Origin of the sequence: Halobacillus sp. SY10 (genome assembly GCF_045401165.1) — a bacterium.
In the GTDB taxonomy this organism is placed as follows: Bacteria; Bacillota; Bacilli; order Bacillales; family Halobacillaceae; genus Halobacillus; species Halobacillus aidingensis.
The window spans coordinates 4,148,691-4,172,472 of record NZ_CP174345.1; the positions used below are offsets into that span (position 1 = coordinate 4,148,691).

Annotated in this window: 16 protein-coding genes; 6 read left to right on the plus strand and 10 right to left on the minus strand. The window is 44.7% G+C overall.

The annotated features are described in order from the left end of the window. Window positions 1-10: 10 nt before the first annotated feature. The gene (gltB, locus tag ACJA3J_RS20800; RefSeq protein ID WP_406945166.1) at window positions 11-4,591 is read right to left on the minus strand and encodes a glutamate synthase large subunit; all 4,581 of its coding nucleotides are present in this window, start codon (window positions 4,589-4,591) and stop codon (window positions 11-13) included. 365 nt (window positions 4,592-4,956) lie between these two features. Here gltB and ACJA3J_RS20805 point away from each other — a divergent pair, with 365 nt between their 5' ends. Then, window positions 4,957-6,009: a P1 family peptidase gene (locus ACJA3J_RS20805; RefSeq protein ID WP_406945167.1), complete on the plus strand. Its 1,053-nt coding sequence runs from the start codon at window positions 4,957-4,959 to the stop codon at window positions 6,007-6,009. A gap of 95 nt (window positions 6,010-6,104) precedes the next feature. Here ACJA3J_RS20805 and ACJA3J_RS20810 read toward each other — a convergent pair whose 3' ends face one another. Beyond that, a complete protein-coding gene (locus ACJA3J_RS20810) occupies window positions 6,105-6,929 on the minus strand; it encodes a YihY/virulence factor BrkB family protein (protein ID WP_089650602.1) in 825 nt (274 codons plus the stop codon). A gap of 59 nt (window positions 6,930-6,988) precedes the next feature. Continuing rightward, window positions 6,989-8,305: an RNA polymerase factor sigma-54 gene (rpoN, locus tag ACJA3J_RS20815; protein WP_167355964.1), complete on the minus strand. Its 1,317-nt coding sequence runs from the start codon at window positions 8,303-8,305 to the stop codon at window positions 6,989-6,991. A 531-nt stretch (window positions 8,306-8,836) separates the two neighbouring features. Here rpoN and ACJA3J_RS20820 point away from each other — a divergent pair. Then, complete coding sequence (locus ACJA3J_RS20820) at window positions 8,837-10,060, plus strand: IS110 family transposase (RefSeq protein ID WP_406944069.1); 1,224 nt, start codon at window positions 8,837-8,839, stop codon at window positions 10,058-10,060. 802 nt (window positions 10,061-10,862) lie between these two features. On the opposite strand, the gene ACJA3J_RS20825 is transcribed toward ACJA3J_RS20820, so the two are convergent. From ACJA3J_RS20825 to glgB, 7 genes are all read right to left on the minus strand, one after another. Continuing rightward, window positions 10,863-11,237 carry a PH domain-containing protein gene (locus tag ACJA3J_RS20825; RefSeq protein ID WP_406945168.1) on the minus strand — a complete coding sequence of 125 codons (375 nt, stop codon included), beginning with the start codon at window positions 11,235-11,237 and terminating at the stop codon, window positions 10,863-10,865. A gap of 11 nt (window positions 11,238-11,248) precedes the next feature. Continuing rightward, the gene (locus ACJA3J_RS20830) at window positions 11,249-13,168 is read right to left on the minus strand and encodes a glycoside hydrolase family 13 protein (protein WP_115893596.1); all 1,920 of its coding nucleotides are present in this window, start codon (window positions 13,166-13,168) and stop codon (window positions 11,249-11,251) included. A gap of 24 nt (window positions 13,169-13,192) precedes the next feature. Beyond that, a complete protein-coding gene (locus ACJA3J_RS20835; RefSeq protein WP_406946341.1) occupies window positions 13,193-15,631 on the minus strand; it encodes a glycogen/starch/alpha-glucan phosphorylase in 2,439 nt (812 codons plus the stop codon). 29 nt (window positions 15,632-15,660) lie between these two features. After that, window positions 15,661-17,091 carry a glycogen synthase GlgA gene (glgA, locus tag ACJA3J_RS20840; RefSeq protein ID WP_089650606.1) on the minus strand — a complete coding sequence of 477 codons (1,431 nt, stop codon included), beginning with the start codon at window positions 17,089-17,091 and terminating at the stop codon, window positions 15,661-15,663. A gap of 118 nt (window positions 17,092-17,209) precedes the next feature. Continuing rightward, complete coding sequence (gene glgD / locus ACJA3J_RS20845) at window positions 17,210-18,316, minus strand: glucose-1-phosphate adenylyltransferase subunit GlgD (protein WP_406945169.1); 1,107 nt, start codon at window positions 18,314-18,316, stop codon at window positions 17,210-17,212. Between the two features lie 12 nt (window positions 18,317-18,328). Next, window positions 18,329-19,489: a glucose-1-phosphate adenylyltransferase gene (locus tag ACJA3J_RS20850; RefSeq protein WP_089650608.1), complete on the minus strand. Its 1,161-nt coding sequence runs from the start codon at window positions 19,487-19,489 to the stop codon at window positions 18,329-18,331. After that, window positions 19,479-21,398, minus strand: a complete 1,920-nt coding sequence (gene glgB / locus ACJA3J_RS20855) for a 1,4-alpha-glucan branching protein GlgB (protein ID WP_406945170.1) — start codon at window positions 21,396-21,398, stop codon at window positions 19,479-19,481. The genes ACJA3J_RS20850 and glgB overlap by 11 nt, the downstream gene beginning before the upstream one ends. 699 nt (window positions 21,399-22,097) lie before the next feature. Here glgB and ACJA3J_RS20860 point away from each other — a divergent pair. From ACJA3J_RS20860 to ACJA3J_RS20875, 4 genes are read left to right on the plus strand one after another with little or no spacing between them, the layout of a single operon-like run. Then, complete coding sequence (locus ACJA3J_RS20860) at window positions 22,098-22,511, plus strand: DUF948 domain-containing protein (RefSeq protein ID WP_089650610.1); 414 nt, start codon at window positions 22,098-22,100, stop codon at window positions 22,509-22,511. Between the two features lie 18 nt (window positions 22,512-22,529). Next, window positions 22,530-22,979: a DUF948 domain-containing protein gene (locus tag ACJA3J_RS20865; RefSeq protein WP_089650611.1), complete on the plus strand. Its 450-nt coding sequence runs from the start codon at window positions 22,530-22,532 to the stop codon at window positions 22,977-22,979. Continuing rightward, complete coding sequence (locus ACJA3J_RS20870; RefSeq protein ID WP_244157015.1) at window positions 22,976-23,200, plus strand: hypothetical protein; 225 nt, start codon at window positions 22,976-22,978, stop codon at window positions 23,198-23,200. Before ACJA3J_RS20865 ends, ACJA3J_RS20870 begins: the two co-directional genes overlap by 4 nt. Continuing rightward, complete coding sequence (locus ACJA3J_RS20875; protein ID WP_406945171.1) at window positions 23,200-23,715, plus strand: hypothetical protein; 516 nt, start codon at window positions 23,200-23,202, stop codon at window positions 23,713-23,715. The genes ACJA3J_RS20870 and ACJA3J_RS20875 overlap by 1 nt, the downstream gene beginning before the upstream one ends. Window positions 23,716-23,782: the final 67 nt, after the last annotated feature.

The window sequence follows — 23,782 nt, forward strand, 5'->3', positions numbered from 1 at the left end:
CCCTTCTCCGTTATTTGACTGTTTCTACCGGTTTGTTGCGTTCATCAAAAGCAGTCATTTCAGCATCAAACTTCTCGAGGCCACTGGCTCTCAAGTTCTTGATTCGTTCTTGCATCGCCAAGTAATCTCTCGGAATGACTTTAACGAATTTAGATACATAGTCGCTCCAATTGGCAAGAATCCGTTGACCACGTGGACTGTTTGTATAGGAAACATGTTTTTCGATCATGTCATAGAGTTCTTGGATTTCATTCGCATCTGCCAACTGTTGCAGATGAACGAGCTCTTTATTGCATTTTGTATCAAAAGGAAGTTCAGACTCATCCAGCACGTAAGCGACTCCTCCGGACATTCCTGCCGCAAAGTTACGCCCTGTGCCTCCAAGGACAACGACTTTCCCGCCTGTCATATATTCGCATCCATGGTCTCCGACACCTTCAACAACGACGTCTGCTCCACTATTTCGGACACAGAATCGCTCACCTGCAAGACCATTGATGTAAGCTTCTCCAGCTGAAGCGCCGTATAAAGCCACGTTTCCGATAATCGTGTTTTCCTCCGGAACGAATGAAGACTTCGGTGATGGATGGACGATGATTTTACCACCGGACAATCCTTTCCCTACGTAATCATTGGAATCACCGACAAGACGAAGGGTGACACCTTTCGGAATGAAGGCTCCAAAACTTTGGCCTGCTGAACCTTTGAAGGTCAACTTGATCGTATCTTCTGGAAGTCCTTCCGCTCCATATCGACGTGTGATTTCACTACCAAGGATGGTACCTGTGACACGATGGATGTTACGGATTGATCCTGTACCCTCCACCGGCTCACCGGTTTCAATGGCTTTCTTGCAAAGCGGAATCAGTTCTTCCATATCCAGCGTCTTTTCAAGGCCATGATCCTGCTTTCTGACGGCAAAACGACCATAGTCGGCAGGAACATCAGGCTGGTAAAGCAAGGCAGACAAGTCGACGCCTTTGGCTTTCCAGTGATCAACGGCTTCGTTGGTCTGTAAAACATCGGTACGGCCGATCATTTCATTGATCGTACGGAATCCGAGCTCTGCCATGAGTTCACGAGCTTCTTGTGCGATGAAACGCATAAAGTTCTCGAGGTGATCGGCTTCCCCTGTGAATTTCTTACGAAGTTCAGGATCCTGTGTCGCTACACCGACCGGACATGTGTTCAAGTGGCAGACACGCATCATGACACAACCGAGGACGACAAGTGGTGCAGTTGAAAATCCGTATTCTTCCGCTCCTAACAAGGAGGCGACCACAACGTCACGACCCGTCATCATTTTTCCGTCTGTTTCAACGACGATCCGGTCGCGCAGACGGTCAAGGACAAGCGTCTGGTGCGTTTCAGCAAGACCGATTTCCCAAGGCAGACCGGTGTGCTTAATACTTGTTCTCGGTGCCGCACCCGTTCCTCCATCGTATCCACTGATCAGTACGAGATCGGCACGTCCCTTCGCTACCCCTGCAGCAATCGTTCCAACACCGACAGCCGAAACGAGCTTCACGCTGACACGAGCTTTCGGATTGGCATTTTTCAAGTTATAAATCAGCTCAGCCAAGTCTTCAATGGAGTAGATATCGTGGTGCGGTGGTGGTGAAATCAATTCAACACCAGGTGTGGAACCACGGACTTCTGCTACCCACGGATACACTTTCTTGCCTGGAAGGTGACCCCCTTCACCCGGTTTGGCTCCCTGAGCGACTTTAATTTGGATTTCATCCGCGTTCACAAGATAATGGCTGTTCACTCCGAAACGTCCGGATGCTACCTGTTTGATGGCACTCCGTTTCAAGTCACCGTTCTCTTCCGGTGTGAAGCGTTTTGGATCTTCCCCACCTTCACCGGAATTACTTCTGCCTCCAATACGGTTCATTGCAATGGCTAAGGCTTCGTGAGCCTCTTCACTGATGGAACCGAAAGACATAGCTCCCGTTTTGAAACGTCTGCAAATATCTTCGACAGACTCAACTTCTTCAACCGGAATAGACGGGCGATCCTTGAAGGAAAGCAATCCACGGAGAGACTGTAAGTTGTTCTTTTCATCAGTCAACATCTTGGAATATTGTTTGAAAAGGTCATAGTCGTTCGAACGGCAGGCGTGCTGCAATGTTGCAATCGTCTGCGGGTTGTACTGATGATCTTCCCCGTTATGGCGGTACTGATATTCATCGCCTGCTTCAAGTGTACGGTTCGATCCACGTGTTTCTCCATAAGCAACTTCATGACGCATAAGCACTTCTTTTTCGATGATATCGAGACCAATCCCGCCAAGACGAGAAGCTGTTCGTGTGAAATACTGGTCGATGACATCTTTATGAATACCGACAGCTTCAAAAATTTGTGCCCCACGGTAACTTTGGATTGTCGAAATTCCCATCTTAGAAAGGACCTTGATGATTCCGTCCGTTGCAGAGTTGATATACGTCTGAACAGCCGCTTCATGAGATTCTGCTTCAAGCAGGTCGCGTTCCATCATATCCCTCAAGGATTCATACGCAAGATAAGGGTTGATTCCCTCCGCTCCATAACCGAGCAGTGTCGCGAAATGATGCACCTCACGCGCCTCTCCAGATTCAATAATCAGGCTCACTTTCGTACGTGTTCCTTTACGAATGAGGTGATGGTGCAGACCGGATACGGCAAGCAGAGAAGGAATGGCTGCATACTCTTCACTGATCCCACGATCCGATAGGACAATCAGCGTCGTACCATCCTCTACCGCTGCATCCGCTTCTTCACATAAACGATCAAGCGCAGGCTTCAAACCGCCTTCTTCTGCATCGAAAAGAATGGAAAGCGTACGTACTGCGAACCCTTCTAAATCCTGCTGACGGATCTGTTCAAGTTCACGGTTGGTCAAAATCGGTGTCTGCAATCGGATTTGACGACAGCTTTCTGGTTTGGGATCCACCAGGTTCCCTTCTGCTCCAATCGTCGTTTCCACCATCGTAATCAACTTTTCACGGATGGCGTCAATCGGCGGGTTCGTTACCTGAGCAAACAACTGCTTGAAATAGCTGTACAGTAATTGTGGCTTTTTAGAAAGCACAGCAAGCGGTGAATCGTAACCCATCGAGCCGACGGGGTCTTTTTTATCGTTGACCATTGGCAAGAGGATTTTGTTTAATTCCTCAGTCGTATAACCGAAAGCAAGCTGCTGATCGATCAAGTTTTCAACCGGCCGGTGTTCGGTCATTGGTTCAGGAAGGTCTTCTAAATCGAATTTGTTCTCTTCAATCCATTCTTTATATGGCTTCTCACGAGCAATTTGCAATTTAATTTCATCATCAGGAATGATTTTCCCTTCTTCAAGGTCAACAAGAAGCATCTTCCCTGGCGCGAGACGATCTTTATACAAAATGTCGTCAGCGAAAATATCGAGGGCACCCACTTCAGACCCAAGGACAATCATCCCGTCTTTTGTTACGTAATAACGCGCAGGACGCAAGCCGTTACGGTCGAGGCATGCACCGATTTGTTTTCCATTCGTGTATGCAAGGGCAGCCGGCCCATCCCACGGCTCCATTAAGCAGCTATGGTATTCATAGAAATTCTTCTTGTCTTCCTGAATCGTTTCATCATTCGACCATGGCTCAGGAACCATCATCATGGCTGTGTGAGCAAGTGAACGACCGGACAAGTATAAGAATTCAAAGGCATTATCAAACATGGAAGAGTCACTACCGTTGGAATCGATGACAGGAAGAAGTTTTTGCAAATCTTCTTCACTGAAATATTCCGAGTTGCAAAGCTCCTGGCGTGCTCTCATCCAGTTGACATTGCCTCGTAATGTATTAAACTCTCCATTGTGAATGGTGAATCGGTTCGGGTGCGAACGTTTCCAGCTCGGGAAGGTGTTCGTACTAAAGCGGGAGTGCACTAAAGCGAGGGCCGTTTTGAAATCCGGGTGGTTCAGATCGATATAAAAGGAATCCAGCTGTTCAGGGATCAGCATCCCTTTATAGACGATCGTGTTCGATGACAAACTGCTGATATAAAAGTCATCGTACCCGTCTTTTCCAGCGATCTCGATTTCCGCTCGCTTACGAATGATGTAGAGGCGGCGCTCCAAATCCATTTGAGTTTGGACATTTCCAGACGGAGCAACGAAAGCCTGACGAATAAACGGTTTGGTCTTCTTCGCATCTTCCCCAACAAACGAATCGTTTACCGGTACCGTACGCCATCCTAGGAACTCTTGTCCTTCTTCAGCGACGATACGCTCAAACGTCTGCATACATTCGGTTCTTGTTTCATGATCTTCGGGAAAGAAAATCATGCCTATGCCATATTTACCGGCTTCAGGCAAATATATATCTTCCTTCTCACATTGCGCTTCGAAAAAATGGTGAGGGATCTGCGTCAGTATTCCAGCCCCATCTCCTGTACTGACATCAGCAGATTGTCCACCACGGTGTTCTAAGTTACATAGAATAGTGATGGCATTCTCTACGATACTGTGACTCTTCGTTCCGTCTATGTTGGCAATCACTCCGATACCACAAGCTTCATGCTCATTTTCCGGATGATATAGCCCCTGCGGAACAGGATATCCGTGTTTTTGCATATTTTTTCCCCCTAGCGGACATATTCTTGTAGGTTACAGGCAAAAATTAAAAAATTCTGTCTTTTCAGTTTCTTACTAGTATAGCATGAAAGACCTTAAGAATCACGCTCTTGACGCGCTCAACTGCTGAATTTTCACGTTAATGCGACAATTCAAATTCATGAGAAACCCGAATATTAAAAGGATGTAAGCGCAAACAAAAAAACTTAGAAAAACGAAGAATTTTTTTCTCTTATACTCGTTTTATACAATAATAAATCTACTTTTCTATCGGAATATGTATATAAAATCCTTCAGTTGTATGAACATACACCAGGGAGGAATTCACACGATGCATTGCGAATAGGACATGTGGAGGTGTAACGATGAATAAAACAACCCGAGAGCACGGAATCACCATAGGATCTATGCCTATCGGTGAACGAAATCAAATCACCGACGTTCCTGGAGTGACCGTCGGCCATTATACATTAAACAAGAATAGAGTCCAGACAGGAGTTACCGCCATTCTTCCTCACCAGGGCAACCTTTTTCAAAAAAAAACGGTGGCGTCTGCTCATGTCATTAACGGGTTCGGCAAAACGGCAGGAACGATTCAGCTTGAAGAACTGGGGACACTGGAAACCCCTATTGTATTGACCAACACGTTCGGTGTGGGAGCCGCTTATGATGCTCTCGTTGCTTACACTCTTGAGCGAAATCAGGAGATCGGCCGGGCCACGGGGACAGTCAACCCTGTCATCGGGGAATGCAACGACATGTATATCAATGATATTAGGGAACAGGCGGTGACGAAAGAACATGTTCTTCAAGCCATTGCAGATGCCGAGGATCACTTTAAGGAAGGTTGTGTCGGAGCAGGGCGGGGGATGCTTTGTTATTCATTGAAAGGTGGAATCGGTTCTTCTTCACGGAAGGTACAGCTTGCACATGGCACCTACACGATAGGAGTTCTAACCCTTACGAATTTCGGTAAACTGAGTGATCTTAGGATTGATGGTCAACCGGTTGGGCAAAAGCTGAAGGACTGCATTCAAGCAGAAGAGGAAAAAGATAGAGGGTCGATCATGATTGTGGTCGCAACAGACCTCCCAGTGTCACATCGGCAATTGAAAAGGATATGCAAACGAACGGTGACTGGATTATCAAGGACCGGGGCGATGATTGGAAATGGAAGTGGCGATGTTGTCCTCGGATTCTCGACGGCCACAACCATCACCCATGAGAAACCTGAGGAAACGATTACTTTTTCATCTATCCATGAAGAAGATATGGACGAAGCCTTCCGGGCTGTTGGGGAAGCTACCGAGGAATCCATTCTTGAATCCCTCTTTCAAGCGACGCCGGTGACCGGGAGAGACAACCATCAAAGACCTACATTAACGGAACTCCTCGAACGCTATCCAATCAAATTTTAGTTCACAGGGGTTAAGTACAAATAGAAAAAGGTTCCGTCCACCACTTTGGGTACGGAACCTTTCTTCATAACAAAGCTATGATTTTTGTAAAAGGGTTAAGCTGCTTTCCTTTTGCCTCCGCCATGACGACGGTGGTAAATGACATTAATTTCAGCGCCTACCATTAAGATGATCCCTGTAAGGAAGAACCATAACATTAAAATGATAATTCCTCCAAGACTTCCATAGGTTGCGGAATAATTTCCGAAGTTACTAACATAGAAAGAGAAGGCAAGAGAAATCAACTGCCAGAGCACAGCCGTGATAATCGCACCAGGAAGGATATGTTTAAAGGGAATGTTCTTATTTGGCGCGAAGTGATAAAGGGCCATAAGAACGGCGCCAATGACAACGATACTCAACGTCCAGCGCAGCACTTGCAATAGGATGGCTGTTTGAGATGGCATGTTGATCATATCAATCAAGACCTGGCCGAATACAGGCAGTAGGAGCGCAACGATAATCGCTAGTATCATCCCGATCGTCAACACGATGGAAAGAAAACGGACTTTAATGAATGACCTTGTCTCTTCCACATTATAAGCCAAGTTCGAGGACTGAATGAACGCGTTGATCCCGTTCGAAGCAGACCAAAGCGTCCCTAAGATACCAACAGTCAAAAGCCCACCGCTTGGTTTTTCCACCACAGCGACGATGTTCTCCCTGAACACTTCGGCTGTATCACTTGGGATAACATTGCTTATGGCCTGAATGGCGGTTTCAGCGTCTATATTCAAATAGGGAAGAATCGATAACACTAAAATTAAAAGCGGAACGATGGCCAATAAGTAATAATACGCCTGCGCTGCGCCAAGCAGGGGAATGTTGTCTTTTTGAAATTCAGCAATCACATCTTTCACATAGGATATCAAATTTTTCACCAGGGAATCCTCCTCAACTATCTTCTACTAGACTATCCCCTTTTTTTCAGGGAAATAACCTAGGAATGTAGAAGAATAGGAGAACCCCCTTCACGTGCAGATGCTCTTCGTTTGGATGAGGAAGGGAGATTGAGAGACTCTCGATATTTGGCAACGGTTCGGCGCGACACTTTCACATTATGCTTTTCCTTTAACTCTGTCGCCATCTTTTGATCAGATAAAGCTTTCAGAGGATTTTCTTTTTGAATCATCTCTCCTATTAAAGCTTTAATGTGCTGGGAAGAAATTTCTGCTCCATCCGCGGATTGGTAACCCGTGACAAAAAAGCTTTTCAATTCGTATATTCCCTTTGGTGTCTGCAAGACTTTGTTTGCAACGGTTCGGCTGATCGTCGACTCATGGACACCTAGTTTTTTAGCCAACTTTTTTAAAGTGAGCGGCCTTAATGAACCGCCATTTAAAAAGTTTCTCTGGTGCTTGATAATCATTTCCGCCACTTGCAAAATGGTGTTTTGCCGTTGCTCTATGCTTTGCAGAAGCCAGCGCGCTTTTTTATAGCAGCCGTCCAAATATTCATGGGCTTCCTTTCCCTCTTTGTACATACGAACCAACTGCTCATCCCACTTGATTTGACCACTGACAGAAAAAGGGTCACGCAGCACATAGCCTCCGTCTTTTTTTTCTAGTATCAAATCAGGCATCGCCGGGATATTGTTCGGTCCGTGATCCGGAAGCAACGGACGTGGTTCTAAAGACTGGATGACTTCCAAGGCTTCGACGACGAGCGCTTCCTCTATGTCCAGTTCACAGGCTACTCTTTTGAAGTTCTGAGCAGCAAGGTCTTCTAAGTGATTTTCTATCAATACAGATAAAACGGAAGAATCCGGATGCTTCTTTTCCACTTGTAAGAGTAAAAATTCTTTAAAATCCATGCACCCGACACCCAACGGTTCAAATTGCAATAAAAGGCGTCTCGCCCGTTTGAGCGTATTCAATGATTGACCGGTTTGCAGTGACGCTTCTTCCTCAGAAATTGTACAAAAACCACGTTCATCTAAATTTCCAATTAAAAAAAGAAGCGCTTCTTTTAATGACTGGTCAACCTTCAACCAGCCTGCTTGTTCCACCAATCCATCCCGCCAGCTTTTTTCGTCAGGTACGATTTGATCGATCGGATCGTGATAGGCCTCTCGATGATGACGATTGGAAGGAATCATAGTCGGGGTTTCTAACGTTAAAATGGGGTTCTCATGGATCTCCTGCTGAATATGTTCCCACAATTCAGCTGAGGTCCATTGAAGCATCGTGATTGCTTGACGCATTTGTGTTGTCATTACTAAGCCTGTCGTTTGCTTATGAGTCAATTCAAGCTTCATGTCCACACCTCGTTTTGATAACGCTTTCATTGTTGTTTAACAGTATATATCTATTACTTATGATGGGCTAATCAGACCAAAAATTCAAATATATATGGAATTTTTAGATTCCTAGTGTAGTTTTATCACTATCGCTCCCTTTAGTTGAAGACTCAGTTTCGAGATGATCGTGTAATTCTAGGGGCTCCGGGAAAAGGTTCGCTTTCCATGGGGCGGGCGGTGAGCCTCCTCAGGCTACGCCTTCCGGGGTCTCACCTGTCCCACACGTCCCATAGCCATTCATGTATCGCAAAAAACAGCTCTACACCACAGAGAATGAAAATGGTTATGGTATGCCTATACTGATTCTACGGCTGGATGAGGAAGGTCGAGACTCCTTGGTGCGTGAGAGCCCTCCCCATAGTCTGACTCCTTCGACCACGGTGCATCACAGACTGTTGCTCCTTTATAGGAAGCACTCATGGTAGATTAACCCTATTCTGGTTGTTGCGCCAGCCTCTACAATTACTTGCCGCAGAAAGGATGTTTTCAATGGATGTAGTCATTGAGAATGCTTGTGGTATGGATGTCCACAAAGATACCATTACTGCTTGTGCCATTACACCGGAAGGAAAGGAGATTGAAACATTTTCAACGAAAACCATCTATCTCATTGAGTTGGTGGACTGGGTTAAGAAACGGAATTGTACCCATGTGGCCATGGAAAGTACAAGTGTCTACTGGAAACCTATTGTTAATCTACTTGAAGCCGAAGATATTGAATTTCTAGTTGTGAATGCTCAACATATTAAGGCTGTTCCTGGACGTAAAACCGATGTGAAAGATGCCGAATGGATTGCCAAACTTCTTCGCCATGGGTTGCTTAAAGCGAGTTACATTCCTGATCGAAATCAGCGGGAATTACGTGAACTTGTTCGTTATCGTCGGAGTATTATTGAAGAACGTGCCAGACAACACAATCGAATGCAAAAAGTGTTAGAAGGAGCTAATATCAAGCTTGGGTCTGTTGTTTCTAACGTTTTAGGAGTTTCTGCTCGTGAGATGCTTCGTTCCATAGCTGAAGGAAATGATGACCTTGAAGAGTTATCAAACTTGGCGAGAGGCGTTATGAAAAATAAAAAAGAGGACTTGAAACTCGCTCTTCAAGGATGCATTAAAGACCATCAACGATTCATGATAAAGACGATCCTGGATCATATCGATTTACTTACGGATCAAATTGATAAATTAGACAGTGAGATATCAAAAAGAATGGAAGAATCTCAAGAGGATATCGAACGTTTAGATTCCATTCCTGGCATTGGGAGAAAAGTGGCGGAACAAATGATTGCCGAACTTGGCACAAATATTAAGGAGCAATTTCCTACGGCACCTCAAATGTGTTCTTGGGCAGGGTTAGTTCCCGGAAATAACCAAAGTGCCGGGAAACGGAAGTCTTCTAAAACGTTGAGTGGAAACAAATACCTTAAATCATCACTGGTTGAGTCAGCTCATTCCGTCCGAGGATCCAAGAACTACCTTGGCGCTCTTTACCGGAGAACGGCTTCACGTAAAGGTAAAAAGCGCGCAGGAATCGTTGTAGCTCATGCGATGTTACGAATCTCCTACTACCTCTTAACACGAAAGGAAATGTATGTAGATTTAGGAGAAGATTACTTCGATAAACAAAAACAACAAGCCATTGTTAAGCACTCATTGCGTAGGTTAGAGGGGTTAGGTTACACCGTGAGGATTGAGGAACCAAAGGTATCTTAAATCCACCCTCCAACTCACTAGCCATTTGTATGAGACGCTCTCCTCGAAAAAAGAAGAATGAGCTGCGTCTACTTTAGTATTGCCATTTTTCCATATTATAGAACTTTATTTTCATGGTAGGAGTCTCACCGTTTCCCTCCGCCCCTTTTACCTTATAAGTGTCTCAAAACCACTTCTAAAAGGGTTAGTTTGAGTGGTTGAGGGAAGTGGATGATTAGAACAACTGTATTCATAAGTAAAGTTCCAATTCTTTTCCCTAAGCGGGCATATAGTGTGTTGCATCAAGTATTTGCATTTGCTAAACGTCTATGAGGTAGAGTTTATATCATTCACTTCTGAATAACTATACGAGCTGATTTTTTAAGTAGTGGTTTCGAGTGTCTTCTTTGGTTAGTGGGCGGAGGGGAATGGCGAGACTCCTAACTTAAGTGTGCAGGCGCCTCGATCAGCGGCGTATGGACTGGACTGAGCTGGCGGAGATAAAGGAAACACGGAGAACGGAGTGATTCGATGTTGACTTATCGTACAGAAGCGAGGGAAGTCTCACTAGCCGCTAGGCGCCGAAACCGGATATCTACGAGGAAAAAAGTGCTTGGTGAGACCCCACAGGACGCAGTCCGAGGAGGCTCACCGCGCTCCCGCGGAAAGCGAGCTATTCCCCCCAGCCCTCATCCACTCAACAAACGTCTAGAAAGTGAGTCTTCAAGAAACCTGCCATATAGTTGAACAATAAGCATAAAAAATAAGCCCGGATGCTTAATTCCGGGCTTATTTTCAGAATTGTTTCACGTGAAACATTTATTTATAATACGAAGGTAGCGAGGGTTTGCTGAACTTCTTCAATTGGGCTGTCTTTTTTGAAGAGTTTCCCAATCGGTTCACTCGTTCCAGAGAGCCAGATTTTCAATTCAGAATCGAGGTCAAAGCTGCCTGCTGTCTCGACACTGAAGTGAGTGATGCTCTTATAAGGAATGGAGTGATACTCGACCTTCTTCCCTGTCATACCTTGCTTATCGATAAGCAGCAAGCGGCGGTCGGTGAAAATGAAAGAATCTCTCAGAACTTTATACCCGCTTTGGATGTTTTCTCCTTCAATAAGGATGCCTTCAAGCTCTCTTTCAATCTTATCAACATCCACCTGACTGGCATTCCCCATCAGTCCATCTAAGAATCCCATCGGTATCCCTCCTATTTCATTAATCGCAATAACATGGCTTCACAAGGTTCGAGTTCAATCGTTAACACATTGTTTTTTGAACTAAAAATTCGTTTCTTGTTTTCTAGGTGCTGCCACTTTCCTTTTTGAATCGGCAAGTTGATCTCTATTTTCTTTCTTGTATTGCGGTTGAATAAATACAGCATTCGTTCATCGCTTGTTTTTTCATTGAAATGATCAACGCCGTTTTCTGTCCAGCGTTCGAAACCGATGACATCTTTGTCGAGGGTGAAAGATTTCCAATGACCAGTCCGGAGAGCTGTATGTTCTTTCCTCCACTGTCCAATTTGCTTATACCAATCCAGCAATTCTTTATTCTCTCGTCCCCAAGGGTATGGTTTGCGATTATCAGGGTCAGCCCCACCTGTCACGCCGGCTTCATCTCCATAGTACAAGGAAGGCACGCCTGGAAAAGCATAGAGCCATAGACTGAGAGATTTGATTTGCTTGATGATGAGCTTCTCTGCTTCCTCTTGACTAAAATCATCTGGAAGATAGTCTTCCAACATCGTTTGGATTCTCTCTACATCGTGACTGGAAAGCATGTTCATGACGGCATAGAAATACTCTTTCGGATAATGTTCACTTAACGTCATAAGTCGTCGATGAACGGTATATGCATCCATTTCACCTTTCATAAAGTCAAGCATTAATCGGCGCATAGGGTAGTTCATCACGGAATCAAGGACACCACCCAAGAAGTAGTCCCGTCGTTTCCCATAGGCCGTCTTGTTAGAAGCATCCTCCCACACTTCCCCAAGGAGGACACTCGATTCATCCTTCTTCTTCAACTGACGATAAATTTGACTGATCAAGTCATCAGTCAGTTCATCAGCCACGTCCAGGCGCCAGTTTTTCATCCCTGATTGCTGCCAGGTCTTGATGACACTCTCTTCATCATGGACGAGGAAGTCCTGATAGTCTTCATTTTCTTTATTCAATGTCGGAAGCGTCCCGACACCCCACCAGGCATCATATTCATCCGGATAATGGTGGAAGGTGTACCAGCTGTAGTACGGGGAGTTTTTAGACTGATACGCGCCGAGAGAATCATATTTTCCTTCTCGATTAAAATAAATGCTGTTGCTTCCGGTATGACTGAAGACTCCATCCAGCATGATTTCAATCCCTCTCTCAGCCGCTTCCTTGATCAATGTTTCCAAGTCCTCTTTCGTACCGAGGAGAGGGTCGATTTTGTGGTAATCGCCTGTATCATATCGGTGGTTGCTCTCCGCTTCAAAAATCGGATTCAAATATATAACGGATACCCCTAAACCTTCAATGTAATCGAGCTTTTCAGTGATTCCTTTAAGGTTCCCGCCGAAGAAGTCCCAACGAATGACTTCTCCTCGTTCATTCCGAATGTACACCGGATCATTTTCCCAATGGGCATGGATCAGACTCGTCTCGGGCGCCTTATCCCTTTCGAGCTCTCCTGCCGTATAAAAACGGTCCGGGAAGATTTGATACATTGTTGCGTTTTTCCACCAATCCGGGGTTTTATAAGAAGGGTCGTACACCGTGATCTGCCACGAAGGAGGTATATGATCGTACACCTTTCCCTCCCCGCTTTCATAGCTTTTTTCCCGTCCATAAAAAAGGGTTTGGTCCTCTAAGATGATTTCGAAAAAATACCAGATGAGCTGCGGCCTTTCAGGCATCCGGATTGTAGCTTCATAAGACACTTGCTGATGTTCCTGACTGCAGAGGTCCATCTCCTTCGTTTTCTCATCATCTGTGCGGTCTAAGATGTAGTGAAGGATGACGTGGGAAACCCTGTACCGGTCACTGATGTCAATTTTGAGCGTAACAGGAGAACCCTTCGGTGCTGCACCGAAAGGCTCTCGATAAGATTCTTCAAAACTATTGTGATACATATCCTTTTGTCTCACACATCCGTCCCCCTAAATAGTACCTCACTTCAACGTCTTCACACGTTGAATGTCCCATATATCGCGGGCATATTCCTGAATGGTCCGGTCGCTTGAGAAAACCCCGGATTGAGAGATATTGACAAGACTCTTCAAGTTCCATTGACGTTTGCGTTGATAATCCTGACTCACCTTTTTCTGAGCTAATACGTAGCTCGCAAAATCTTTAAGCACGAAATATTCATCATTATAGGTCAGAAGGGCATCATAAATCTCCTGAAAGTCGGTCTCCCCCTTGGAGAAAGGGCTGTAATGAATGAGTTCATCCATGATATGACGGACACGCTCATCATTTTCATAAACGGTTCGGGAAGAATAGGATCCGTTTCGGTAATAGTCCCACACTTCATCAGACGTTAAACCGAAAATGTAGATATTATCATCTCCGACAAGATCATGGATTTCAACGTTCGCTCCATCCATGGTTCCAAGGGTCAGCGCTCCATTCATCATGAACTTCATGTTGCCTGTTCCTGAGGCTTCTTTTGTAGCCATCGAAATTTGTTCACTGACATTGCTCGCAGGAATGATCTTCTCTGCGATGGAAACCGAGTAGTTCGGCAGGAAAACCACTTTTATATAATCCTTCACATCAGGGTCATTATTGACCACAGATGCGATGCGGTTGATGAGTTGAATCACTTTTTTTGCAAAGTGATAGCTTGGCGCTGCTTTTGCTCCGAAGAAAAAGGTTCTCGGAACGATATCGAGCGTCGGGTCTGACTTCAATTCATTATATAAATGGATAATATGAAGGGCATTAAGCAGTTGGCGTTTATACCCATGCAGTCGCTTAATATGGACATCAAAGATGGAATTCGGGTCGACCGTAATGCCTTGCGTATGTTTAACCCACTTGGCGAAATTCACTTTATTCTCCTGCTTGATTTCATGAAGCTGGTCAAGAAAAGCCAGATCATCTTTATGGTCAAGCAAGCGGGTCAATTGTTTCGGCTCTTTCATCCACTCCCCACCAATGGCCTCGGTAATGACAGAGGTCAATGGGCTGTTGGCATGCATCAACCAGCGCCGGTGGGTAATGCCGTTCGTTTTATTGTTAAAGCGGTCAGGAAATGTGTTATAAAAACGTTTCATTTCACGTTCCTTCAGGATATCCGTGTGGAGCTTAGCCACTCCATTGATGCTGTGACTGCCCACAATACTCAAATGGGCCATTTTCACCTGTCCATCTGCCACGATGGCTAAATCCGCGATTCGGTCGAATTCACCAGGATAGGTTTTCCATAAACCCTGACAAAAACGTTCATTGATTTCGTCGATAATCATGAAAATCCGTGGAAGCAATGTCCGTACAAGGCCCACCGGCCACGACTCGAGAGCTTCGCTTAATGTTGTGTGGTTCGTATAAGAAACAGAGGACTGTGTAATTTCCCAGGCTTCCTCCCAGCCGATCCCTTTTTCATCCATAAGAATCCTCATCAGCTCGGGAATGACAAGCGCCGGATGGGTGTCGTTAATGTGAAGCGCTACCTTGTCAGGGAACGAGGACCATGGAAGTCCCAGCCTTTCAAACGAACGCACAACCGATTGCACTCCAGAGGACACTAAGAAGTATTCCTGCTTCAAACGAAGGCTTTTACCTTCCTCTGTAGAGTCATCGGGGTAAAGGAAATCCGAGATGGATTCAAGGGATCGTTTATGATCTAAAAAGTGACCGAAAACCCCTTCTCTTTCGGCTTTTGTCATCGTATCCTCCACCGTAGGTTCAGCGGACCAGAGCCTTAACGTGTTCACCGTATCGTTGTGGTAGCCGACAACGGGTACATCGTAAGGGACGGCCTGAATTGGTTCATAGTTTTCATATTTGAAATGCAGTTTTCCATCTTTATCTCTTGTCGATGATACATTCCCACCGAAACGGACTTCGATTGCATCTTCCGGGCGGCGGACTTCCCAGATGAATTCTTTTGAAAGCCAATAATCCGGGAATTCCACCTGTTTTCCATCGATGATATGCTGATCGAACATTCCATATCGGTACCGCAGGCCATAGCCATGTCCAGCTAATTCTAAAGAAGCAAGGGAATCGAGAAAACAAGCAGCTAATCGTCCTAATCCGCCATTACCAAGACCAGCATCACTTTCCTTCTTTTCAAGTTCCGATAAAGAAAGCCCGAGATCCGCTAATCCTTCTTCAACGAGCGAGAGTACGTCCAAGTTCAATAAATTATTGCCAAGCAGACGTCCCATTAAAAATTCCATGGAAAAGTAATACACCTGCTTTGTTTTATTCGTTTTGTACTCCCGGTTTGTCTTCAACCAATCTTTATTGATCTTCTCTCGGATCAACGCCCCAAGAGACCGGTACGTATCGAACTCAGAAGCTGTGTCTATGGTCTTACCAAACTTACTTTCCAACTGCGCTTTGAACTCTGACTTGAATTCTTCTTTGTCACTGAACATCACCATGAAGGTTCCTCCTATCACCCCTGCTAACGGAACATGGATTGATAAAGATCCATATATTGATCAGCAGAGTTTTTCCATGTGAACTTACTCTTGCAAATGTTCTTCACAAGATTCTGCCAAGCAGCAGGTTCCTGATAGAATTCGAGTGCTCTGCGAATGGTGTACAGCATGTCATGGGCGTTGTAGTTGGTAAACGTAAATCCGTTCCCTTCTCCTGTCTCTTCATTATATGGCTGAACGGTGTCCGCAAGTCCTCCCGTTTCCCTTACAATGGGAGCAGCCAAATATCGTAAAGCGATTAACTGGCCGATGCCGCATGGTTCAAAACGGGATGGCATGAGAAATAGATCGCTCGCCGCATAAATCTGTCTGGAAAAAGGTTCTGAAAACCGGATATTCGTAGACATCTTCTCTGGGTGTCGGTTCTGGGCCCACTGGAGCATCTGTTCATATTGGTATTCACCTGTACCAAGCAAAACGATCTGGACGTCATCTTCATGTAACAACTCATCGATGACCCGCCCGATCAAATCGAATCCTTTTTGCTCCACCAGCCTGGAAACGATGCCAATCATCGGAACATCTTTTCTGACCGGCAAACCAAGCTCCGCCTGCAGCCACATTTTGTTTTGGGCTTTCTTGATCAAAGAACTGCGATAAGGAAACGCCAGGGCATCGTCTTTCATAGGGTTATAGTTTTGATCGTCGATGCCGTTGACGATCCCGATCAATTCATCAGTACGCTTTCTTAACACTCCATCTAGGTTTTCCCCATAATAAGGCGTTTGAATCTCTTTTGCGTAAGTTTCACTGACCGTTGTAATGAAATCCGCGTAATTCAAGGCCCCTTTCATGAAATTGATGTCTCCGAAGAATTCAAACGCATCTTCACTCATCATGTTCTCATCAAAGTCCATCAAATCATGAAGCACAGATTGGGCAAATACGCCTTGATACTTCAAATTATGGATGGTAAAAACGGTTTTCATACCTTGAAGTTTCTCAACTTCCTTGTAATGGGTATGTAAGTAAACCGGAATCAACCCTGTCTGCCAGTCGTGGCAATGTAAAACATCAGGCGTCCAGTCCATTTCACAGACCCAATCCATGACGGCACGGTTGAAGAATACGAACCGTTCCGCTTCATCATCGTATCCGTAAAGATTTGAACGCTTGAAATAATACTCGTTATCTATGAAATAAACAGGAATACCTTCATATTTAATATATTCGATACCCGCATACTGGTTGCGCCAGCCCAGCTTTATGTTCAATTCATCCAGGTGCTCCAGCTGTTCCTTCCAGAGGTCATCCATATTTTCATATTTCGGAAGCACGACACGGACGTCCGCACCTTGCTTTTTCAAAGCATGAGGAAGAGAACCCAGAACATCGGCAAGACCACCCGTTTTTATAAAAGGGGTACACTCAGAACCAATCATCAATACATTCACGTTTGACCCACTCCTTTAATTATTTGTTGGAAACATGTTCAAAACATCACGAATAAGCTGATTACATGAAAAGGACTGTCAGAGTGATAAGATCCGGACAGTCCCTTCCATTGGGGTATTACATTGTTCTTCTTTTCGCGACGACATACGGCTTCTCTGGAGCACCGATCAATGTCTTCCCGTTTGAAATGTTGCAATCTTTATCTAGAATGACGTTTTCTAAAACGGCATTGCTATCAATTTCACAGCGTTGCATAATGATTGAATTTTTGATGACAGCTCCTTCAGCGACTTTCACACCGCGGAAGAGAATACTGTCCTCGACATGACCTTCAATGACGCACCCATTTGCGACCATCGTATTGGAAACGTTGGATGTGACGGTATAGTTGGAAGGTGCTTCATTTTTAATTTTTGTGAACACGGGAGCATCGTCTTTGAACAATTCATCATGTTCTTCAGGATTCAAGAGCTTGGCGCTGTTACGATAGTAGCTTTCAACAGAGTTCACTAAAGCATGACCACCATGGTATTCATACGCATGGATATTGATGTCAGGCAATTGGGCTTTGATCCCGTCCAGGAAAAAGTGGGAGCAGCCATGAGCGATGCATTTTTCGATCAAATTGTATAAGAGGTCTTTCTCAATGATGTACATATCCATGTACACATTTTTATTGCTATGATCATTGTGGATCGCTGTCACCCGGTTGTTTTCATCAACATCAAGCTTGTGGGCTCTTTGATGCTCGGGGTAAAGTTCATCCACTTTTTTGTAGATAACCGTAACATCTGCACCAGAGCTCTTATGTTCTTGTAGAACATCTTGATAATTGATGTTGCAGATGTGCTGAGAACCTGAGACAACGATATAGTTGGCTAATGTCCGATTGATGAAATCGATATTGTTGTGGAAATGCTGCAAGTCCCCACGTGAAATGTCTGTTGGATCATTCCAGTCTGGAGGAAGGATGAACAGCCCGCCACGCTTGCGGTCCAAGTCCCATGCTTTGCCTTGCTCCAAATGGTCCATCAGGGAGCGGTACTTTCTGCGAGCGAATACCGCTACGGATTCAATCCGGGAATTCGTCATATTTGAAATGGCGAAGTCGATCATCCGGTAACGCCCCCCAAATGGTACGGCTGCGCCACAACGGAAATAGGTCAACTCATCCAACATGTCTTGTTCGTGATCTAAGTTTATGATTCCTGCTATACGATCCATAAAATCCTCCCTTTAACTATTGGTAGCATAACTTGTGGCAAGGACACTTCCCTCGTCTGCCACGAGTGTAATTTCACTGTCTGGTGATGGATCGCCGATGACCGCTCCATCTTCAATGACGCTGCCTTTTGAAATGATGGCACGGTGGATCTTCACATTTTTACCGATTTTCACATCAGGCATGATGACACTATCTTTGACAACCGAAGATTCATCCACGTGCACACCATAGAAAATGATCGACGTATCTACGCTTCCCTTGATGCGGCAGCCCTCATTAATCAAAGCATTTCTCACATGAGCGGTCGGCGCGATATATTGCGGCGGCTGGTTCGGGTTCTTCGAGTAAATGCGCCACTTCGAATCATTCAAGTCCAACTCAGGCTCCCTTTTCAGAAGGTCCATGTTGGCTTCCCAAAGGCTGTCAATCGTACCGACATCCTTCCAGTAACCTTCGAATGTGTAAGCCATCAATTTTTTATAATCGTAAAGAAGAGCTGGAATGATGTCCTTCCCGAAATCATGGGAGGAATTTTCTTTTTCTGCATCTTCAATCAGGTACTGTTTCAAAACATCCCAACGGAAAATGTAGACACCCATGGACGCCAGGTTACTCTTCGGATTCGCAGGTTTTTCATCAAACTCGGTAATTCTTCCCTCTCCATCCGTGTTCATAATGCCAAAACGGCTGGCGTCATCCCACGGCACTTCGATAACTGAAATCGTTGCATCAGCGCCAGACCCTTTATGATAATCAAGCATGGCACCGTAATCCATTTTATAAATGTGGTCTCCAGACAGCACAAGAACGTGTTCAGGTTCGTATTGATTCAAAAACTTCAAGTTACGGTAAATGGCATTGGCTGTACCTGTGTACCAACCGCCGCCTTCTGCCTGCATGAATGGAGGCAGGACGGAAACACCGCCATATTTACGGTCAAGGTCCCATGTGTCCCCAATGCCGATATAGTCGTTCAAAATCAACGGTTCGTATTGGGTAAGAACACCGACTGTGTCGATGCCTGAATTCGTACAATTGCTCAATGGAAAGTCGATGATTCTATATTTCCCGCCAAAGTAAACGGCAGGTTTTGCAATTTGTTTGGTTAATGACTTCAGTCTGGTTCCTTGGCCGCCAGCCAGAAGCATTGCTACACATTCTTTATTTTTCATGATTTTCCTCCTTGGATACTGAAGTTCTTTTCAAGAAGCTCACACCGAGCGGGGGAATCGTCATGGTAATATGCTGATCCTGTCCTTGCCATGGGGAAGGTACGCTTTCTAAAGGCAGCCCGTTCGTCTGCCCAGAACCTCCGAAATGTTCCGCGTCGCTCGAGAAGATCTCTTTATATGAGCCATGTTTCGGTACTCCTACTCTGTAATCGTGGTAGACTTCTGGAGTGAAGTTGCAGACGACCACCAGTTGGTCATTCGATGTACGACTGTTGCGGACGAATGAGATGATGCTCTGCTCATAGTTGTTGGCATCGATCCACATGAAGCCTTCTTCCTTATGATCGAGTTCCCATAAGGCAGGCATATCTTGATACAATTGGTGCAATTGTTTCGTATAATCCAATATGGAGGCGTGGGAATCATAGTCCAATAGCTCCCAATCCAAATCCTCTAAATCTTTCCACTCATCGAACTGTCCGAATTCACCTCCCATGAACATGAGTTTCTTCCCAGGGTGGGCATACATATAGGCAAGAAAGGCGCGCAAGTTCGCGAACTTCTGCCAGTAATCACCCGGCATTTTATTTAGCAACGATTTCTTGCCATGAACGACCTCATCATGAGAAATCGGTAATACAAAATTCTCAGAAAAAGCATAGAACAAAGAGAAGGTAATCAAGTTATGATGATACTTCCGGTGAACTGGATCCATCTCCATATACTTGAGCATGTCGTTCATCCAGCCCATGTTCCATTTATAATTGAATCCGAGCCCGCCGATATAGGTCGGCGCACTGACGAGCGGCCATGAGGTGGACTCTTCGGCCATCATTAATACATCCGGTGTTTCCTCAAAAATAGCTTCGTTCATTTTTTTGATAAACGATACGGCTTCCAAGTTTTCACGGCCGCCGTACTCATTCAGCTCCCAATCGCCATCTTCCTTGCCGAAATCCAAATAAAGCATGCTCGCCACGGCATCGACCCGTAGACCATCGAGGTGGTATTCCTTCAGCCAGTAGATCGCGTTTGAAATCAGGAAGCTCTGAACTTCGTTTCTAGCAAAATCGAATGTGAGCGTGCCCCACTGTGTTTTTTCCGCCTTACTGGGATTAGCATATTCATAGAGAGCTTCACCATCGAACCGGCGTAACCCATGGGCATCCTTACAAAAATGCCCAGGAACCCAATCCAATATGACACCGATCCCATATTTATGACACTGGTCGACAAAATACTTGAAATCATCGGGCGTTCCATAACGGGAGGTGACAGAATAGTACCCAGTCGCCTGGTAGCCCCATGAACGATCAAAAGGGTGCTCAGTCAGTGGAAGGAGTTCGATATGGGTGTACCCTAGATCTTTGACGTAAGGAATGACCATATCGGCGTAGTCCCGGTAATTATAGAAGACCTCAGGTTCGATGTTTTTCCATGAACCTAAATGAAGCTCGTAGATGGACATCGGAGATTCATAGGGGTTCTTCGCTTTTCTCTGCTTCATCCATTCGTCATCCCCCCACGAGTAATTGTCTAATGGGTAGACGACAGAAGCCGTGTCAGGTCGAAGCTCGCTGGATATTGCATATGGATCCGCTTTCAGCTGAAGATGTCCGTGAGGCGTTAATATCTCATACTTGTATATCGTGCCTTTTTCAAGACCCGGAATGAAGGCGATCCAAATTCCGTTATCATTGATTTTTTCCATCGGGTTCTCCCGGCCGTCCCAATCGTTGAACATCCCGACGACACTTACCTGCACCGCATGGGGAGCCCAAACGGTGAAACGGATACCTTTTTCTCCGTTTCTTGTATCCGGATGCGCTCCGAGCAGCCTGTGACTGTAACGGAGGTTTCCTTCATGGAATAAATAGATATCATGCTCTAAAGTTGTATCTTGGACCACACCATCACTCCTCTTTAAACTAGTAGATTTTTAGTTTCTGTTGATGAACATGCAAAAAATTTACGTGTTTTATTTTTGCCTATATTCATCATAAAATCAGAAAACCTCTTTTACAATTGCTATTAATAAAAATTTTCTGAAAAGTTTTGTCGAATAGTGACGAATTTTTATACATACTCATTATTCCTGCTTACTTTCATAACAACGTTTATAAGAAAGCGCTTGCATAAATATGTACTTCCCTCTTCCTTTTATGGAAAAACCTTACTCAGACAAAAGATTCCAAATTCAGGACTTTTATAGTGATAGATGAAGAGGGTTCGTCGTTTGGAAGAGTTGCTTTTTGATCTGGTTTAGATTCGTTTCAGTCAACAGCGAACGGACTGAGCTGGCTAAGAAGAAGGAGTTACGAGGACCGGACCGATTCTAGGTTGGTTTTCCTTATATAAGTGAGAAGTTTCCCACGCCCATTGGCCCTACTAAAGGAAAGAAACGGCTCTTACTTAATTTGAGGAAAATGGACGATCTTTTGAATTTACATAAACTTCTAACGCGGAGAGTGTTTCATTGAAAAAGATTAGTGGTATAGCTTTACAAGAATTAATCGGGTCAGCTGGAGGCAGATGCTCCGGTGGCTTTTTTTCTCTATTGACAAAAAGCAGGTAGAGAAATCCTAAAACATAAAAGAGGTGAAGAGTCATGTCATTAGCGGGAATAAGTTTACTCATCATCGCAATTGCCTTTGCATTCATAGCCATCTTCGTTGTGAAAACACTGAAAGCTGCATCGAGTACAATGACGAGTGTTTCACAGACGTTAGAAAAGGTCGAAGGGCAGATGCAGGGTATCACAACAGAATCAGAGAGCTTACTTAAGAAAACGAATCACATCGCTTCAGATATTGAAACCAAGACAAAGACGCTTGATGGTCTGATGGATGCCCTTGACAATGTCGGTACCACGGTCGGACATGTCAATCAATCCATTCAAGGCGTTTCTGAAAGTGTCGCACACGCTTCTCATGAAAGAGATGAAAAAGTCACAAAAGCGCTCCGCTGGGGAGATGCAGCTATTGAACTTTATCTGAAATGGAAGAGAAAAAAAGTACAATAAAGAAGAGAGGTTTTTTTAATGGACTTTTTAGGAATCGGTGTTTTAATTATCGGAATCGCCTTTGCGATTGTCTCTATCTTCCTCATTAAAGCATTGAACAACTTGGCAGGTGTCCTTGGCGGTGTCAAAAAAACCGTAGATCAACTGCCAGAGCAACTGGATTCTGTCATGAAAGAAACGACAGGTGTCCTGCACCACAGTAACGACACATTAGCAGACGTCAATGAAAAGATTCGGGCTCTCAGTCCTCTTTTCTATATCGTCGGGGATATCGGTGAATCTTCAAGGAAGCTTACGTCCTCTCTTGTTGATATGACTTATTCACTGAAGCAAACAACCCATGAAGGCGAACAAAAAATCAACGAAGAAGGTTGGCGTGGTGTTTATGGAGCTCTTGCTTTAACGTATTACTTTTCACAAAAACGAAAAGCATTGAAAGCCGCTCAGTTGGAGACCACTTCATCATGAAGGCACTCGAATGGATCATCGGCATCATCGCCGGTTTCGTCAGTGGATTAGCTTTGAGGATATGGATCAAGGAACCGTCCGTTTCAAAAATGAAGTATGACCGCAAAAAAGAGGAATTTTATGATACGGGTAGAAATCAATACGAAGACATCCAGGCGACAAAAGAAAAAATGCGTATCGAAGCACAAAAAAATTTAACAACCGAAAGGGGAATTTCCTAATGGAAAACCAAAATGTAAATCAAAATGTAAACCATCAACCACAAACACCTAAAAAAAGAGGCAACAAAAAACTGCCGATTGCTATTTTAACAGGAGCATTAGTCGGCGGGGCTTTCATTCTTATTAAAGATCCTAAAGAAAGAAAGCGTCTGAAAGAAGGCACTCGTTCAACGAAAGATGCGGTTTCCGGCTATGCTTCTGAGGTGAAAGAGGATCCATCCGCGAAAAAAGATGACCTTGTCACACGCGTCCGCAATGTCGTGAACATTGTAAGTGAAGCAGCCGCAACCGTTCAAGATGTATTTAACAACCAAGGGAAAGAAATTGCTGATAAAGCGAAAGATATTAAAGAAGAGTCTGAAGAAATTATAAACACTGCAAAAGATGCCGGAGAAGACTTGCAGGAAGTTGGAGATAAAGCCAAAGAAGCGAAGGACGAGCTTTCAGAAGATTCGGATGAGGAAAATGCAACGGTACCACAAGAAAAAGTCGTAGAGGTTAATCCTCAACGCTAATTCAATTTTGCATTAAAGAAGCCCGGCACACCAACGTGCAGGGCTTCTTATTTTTCACAACAAAGGA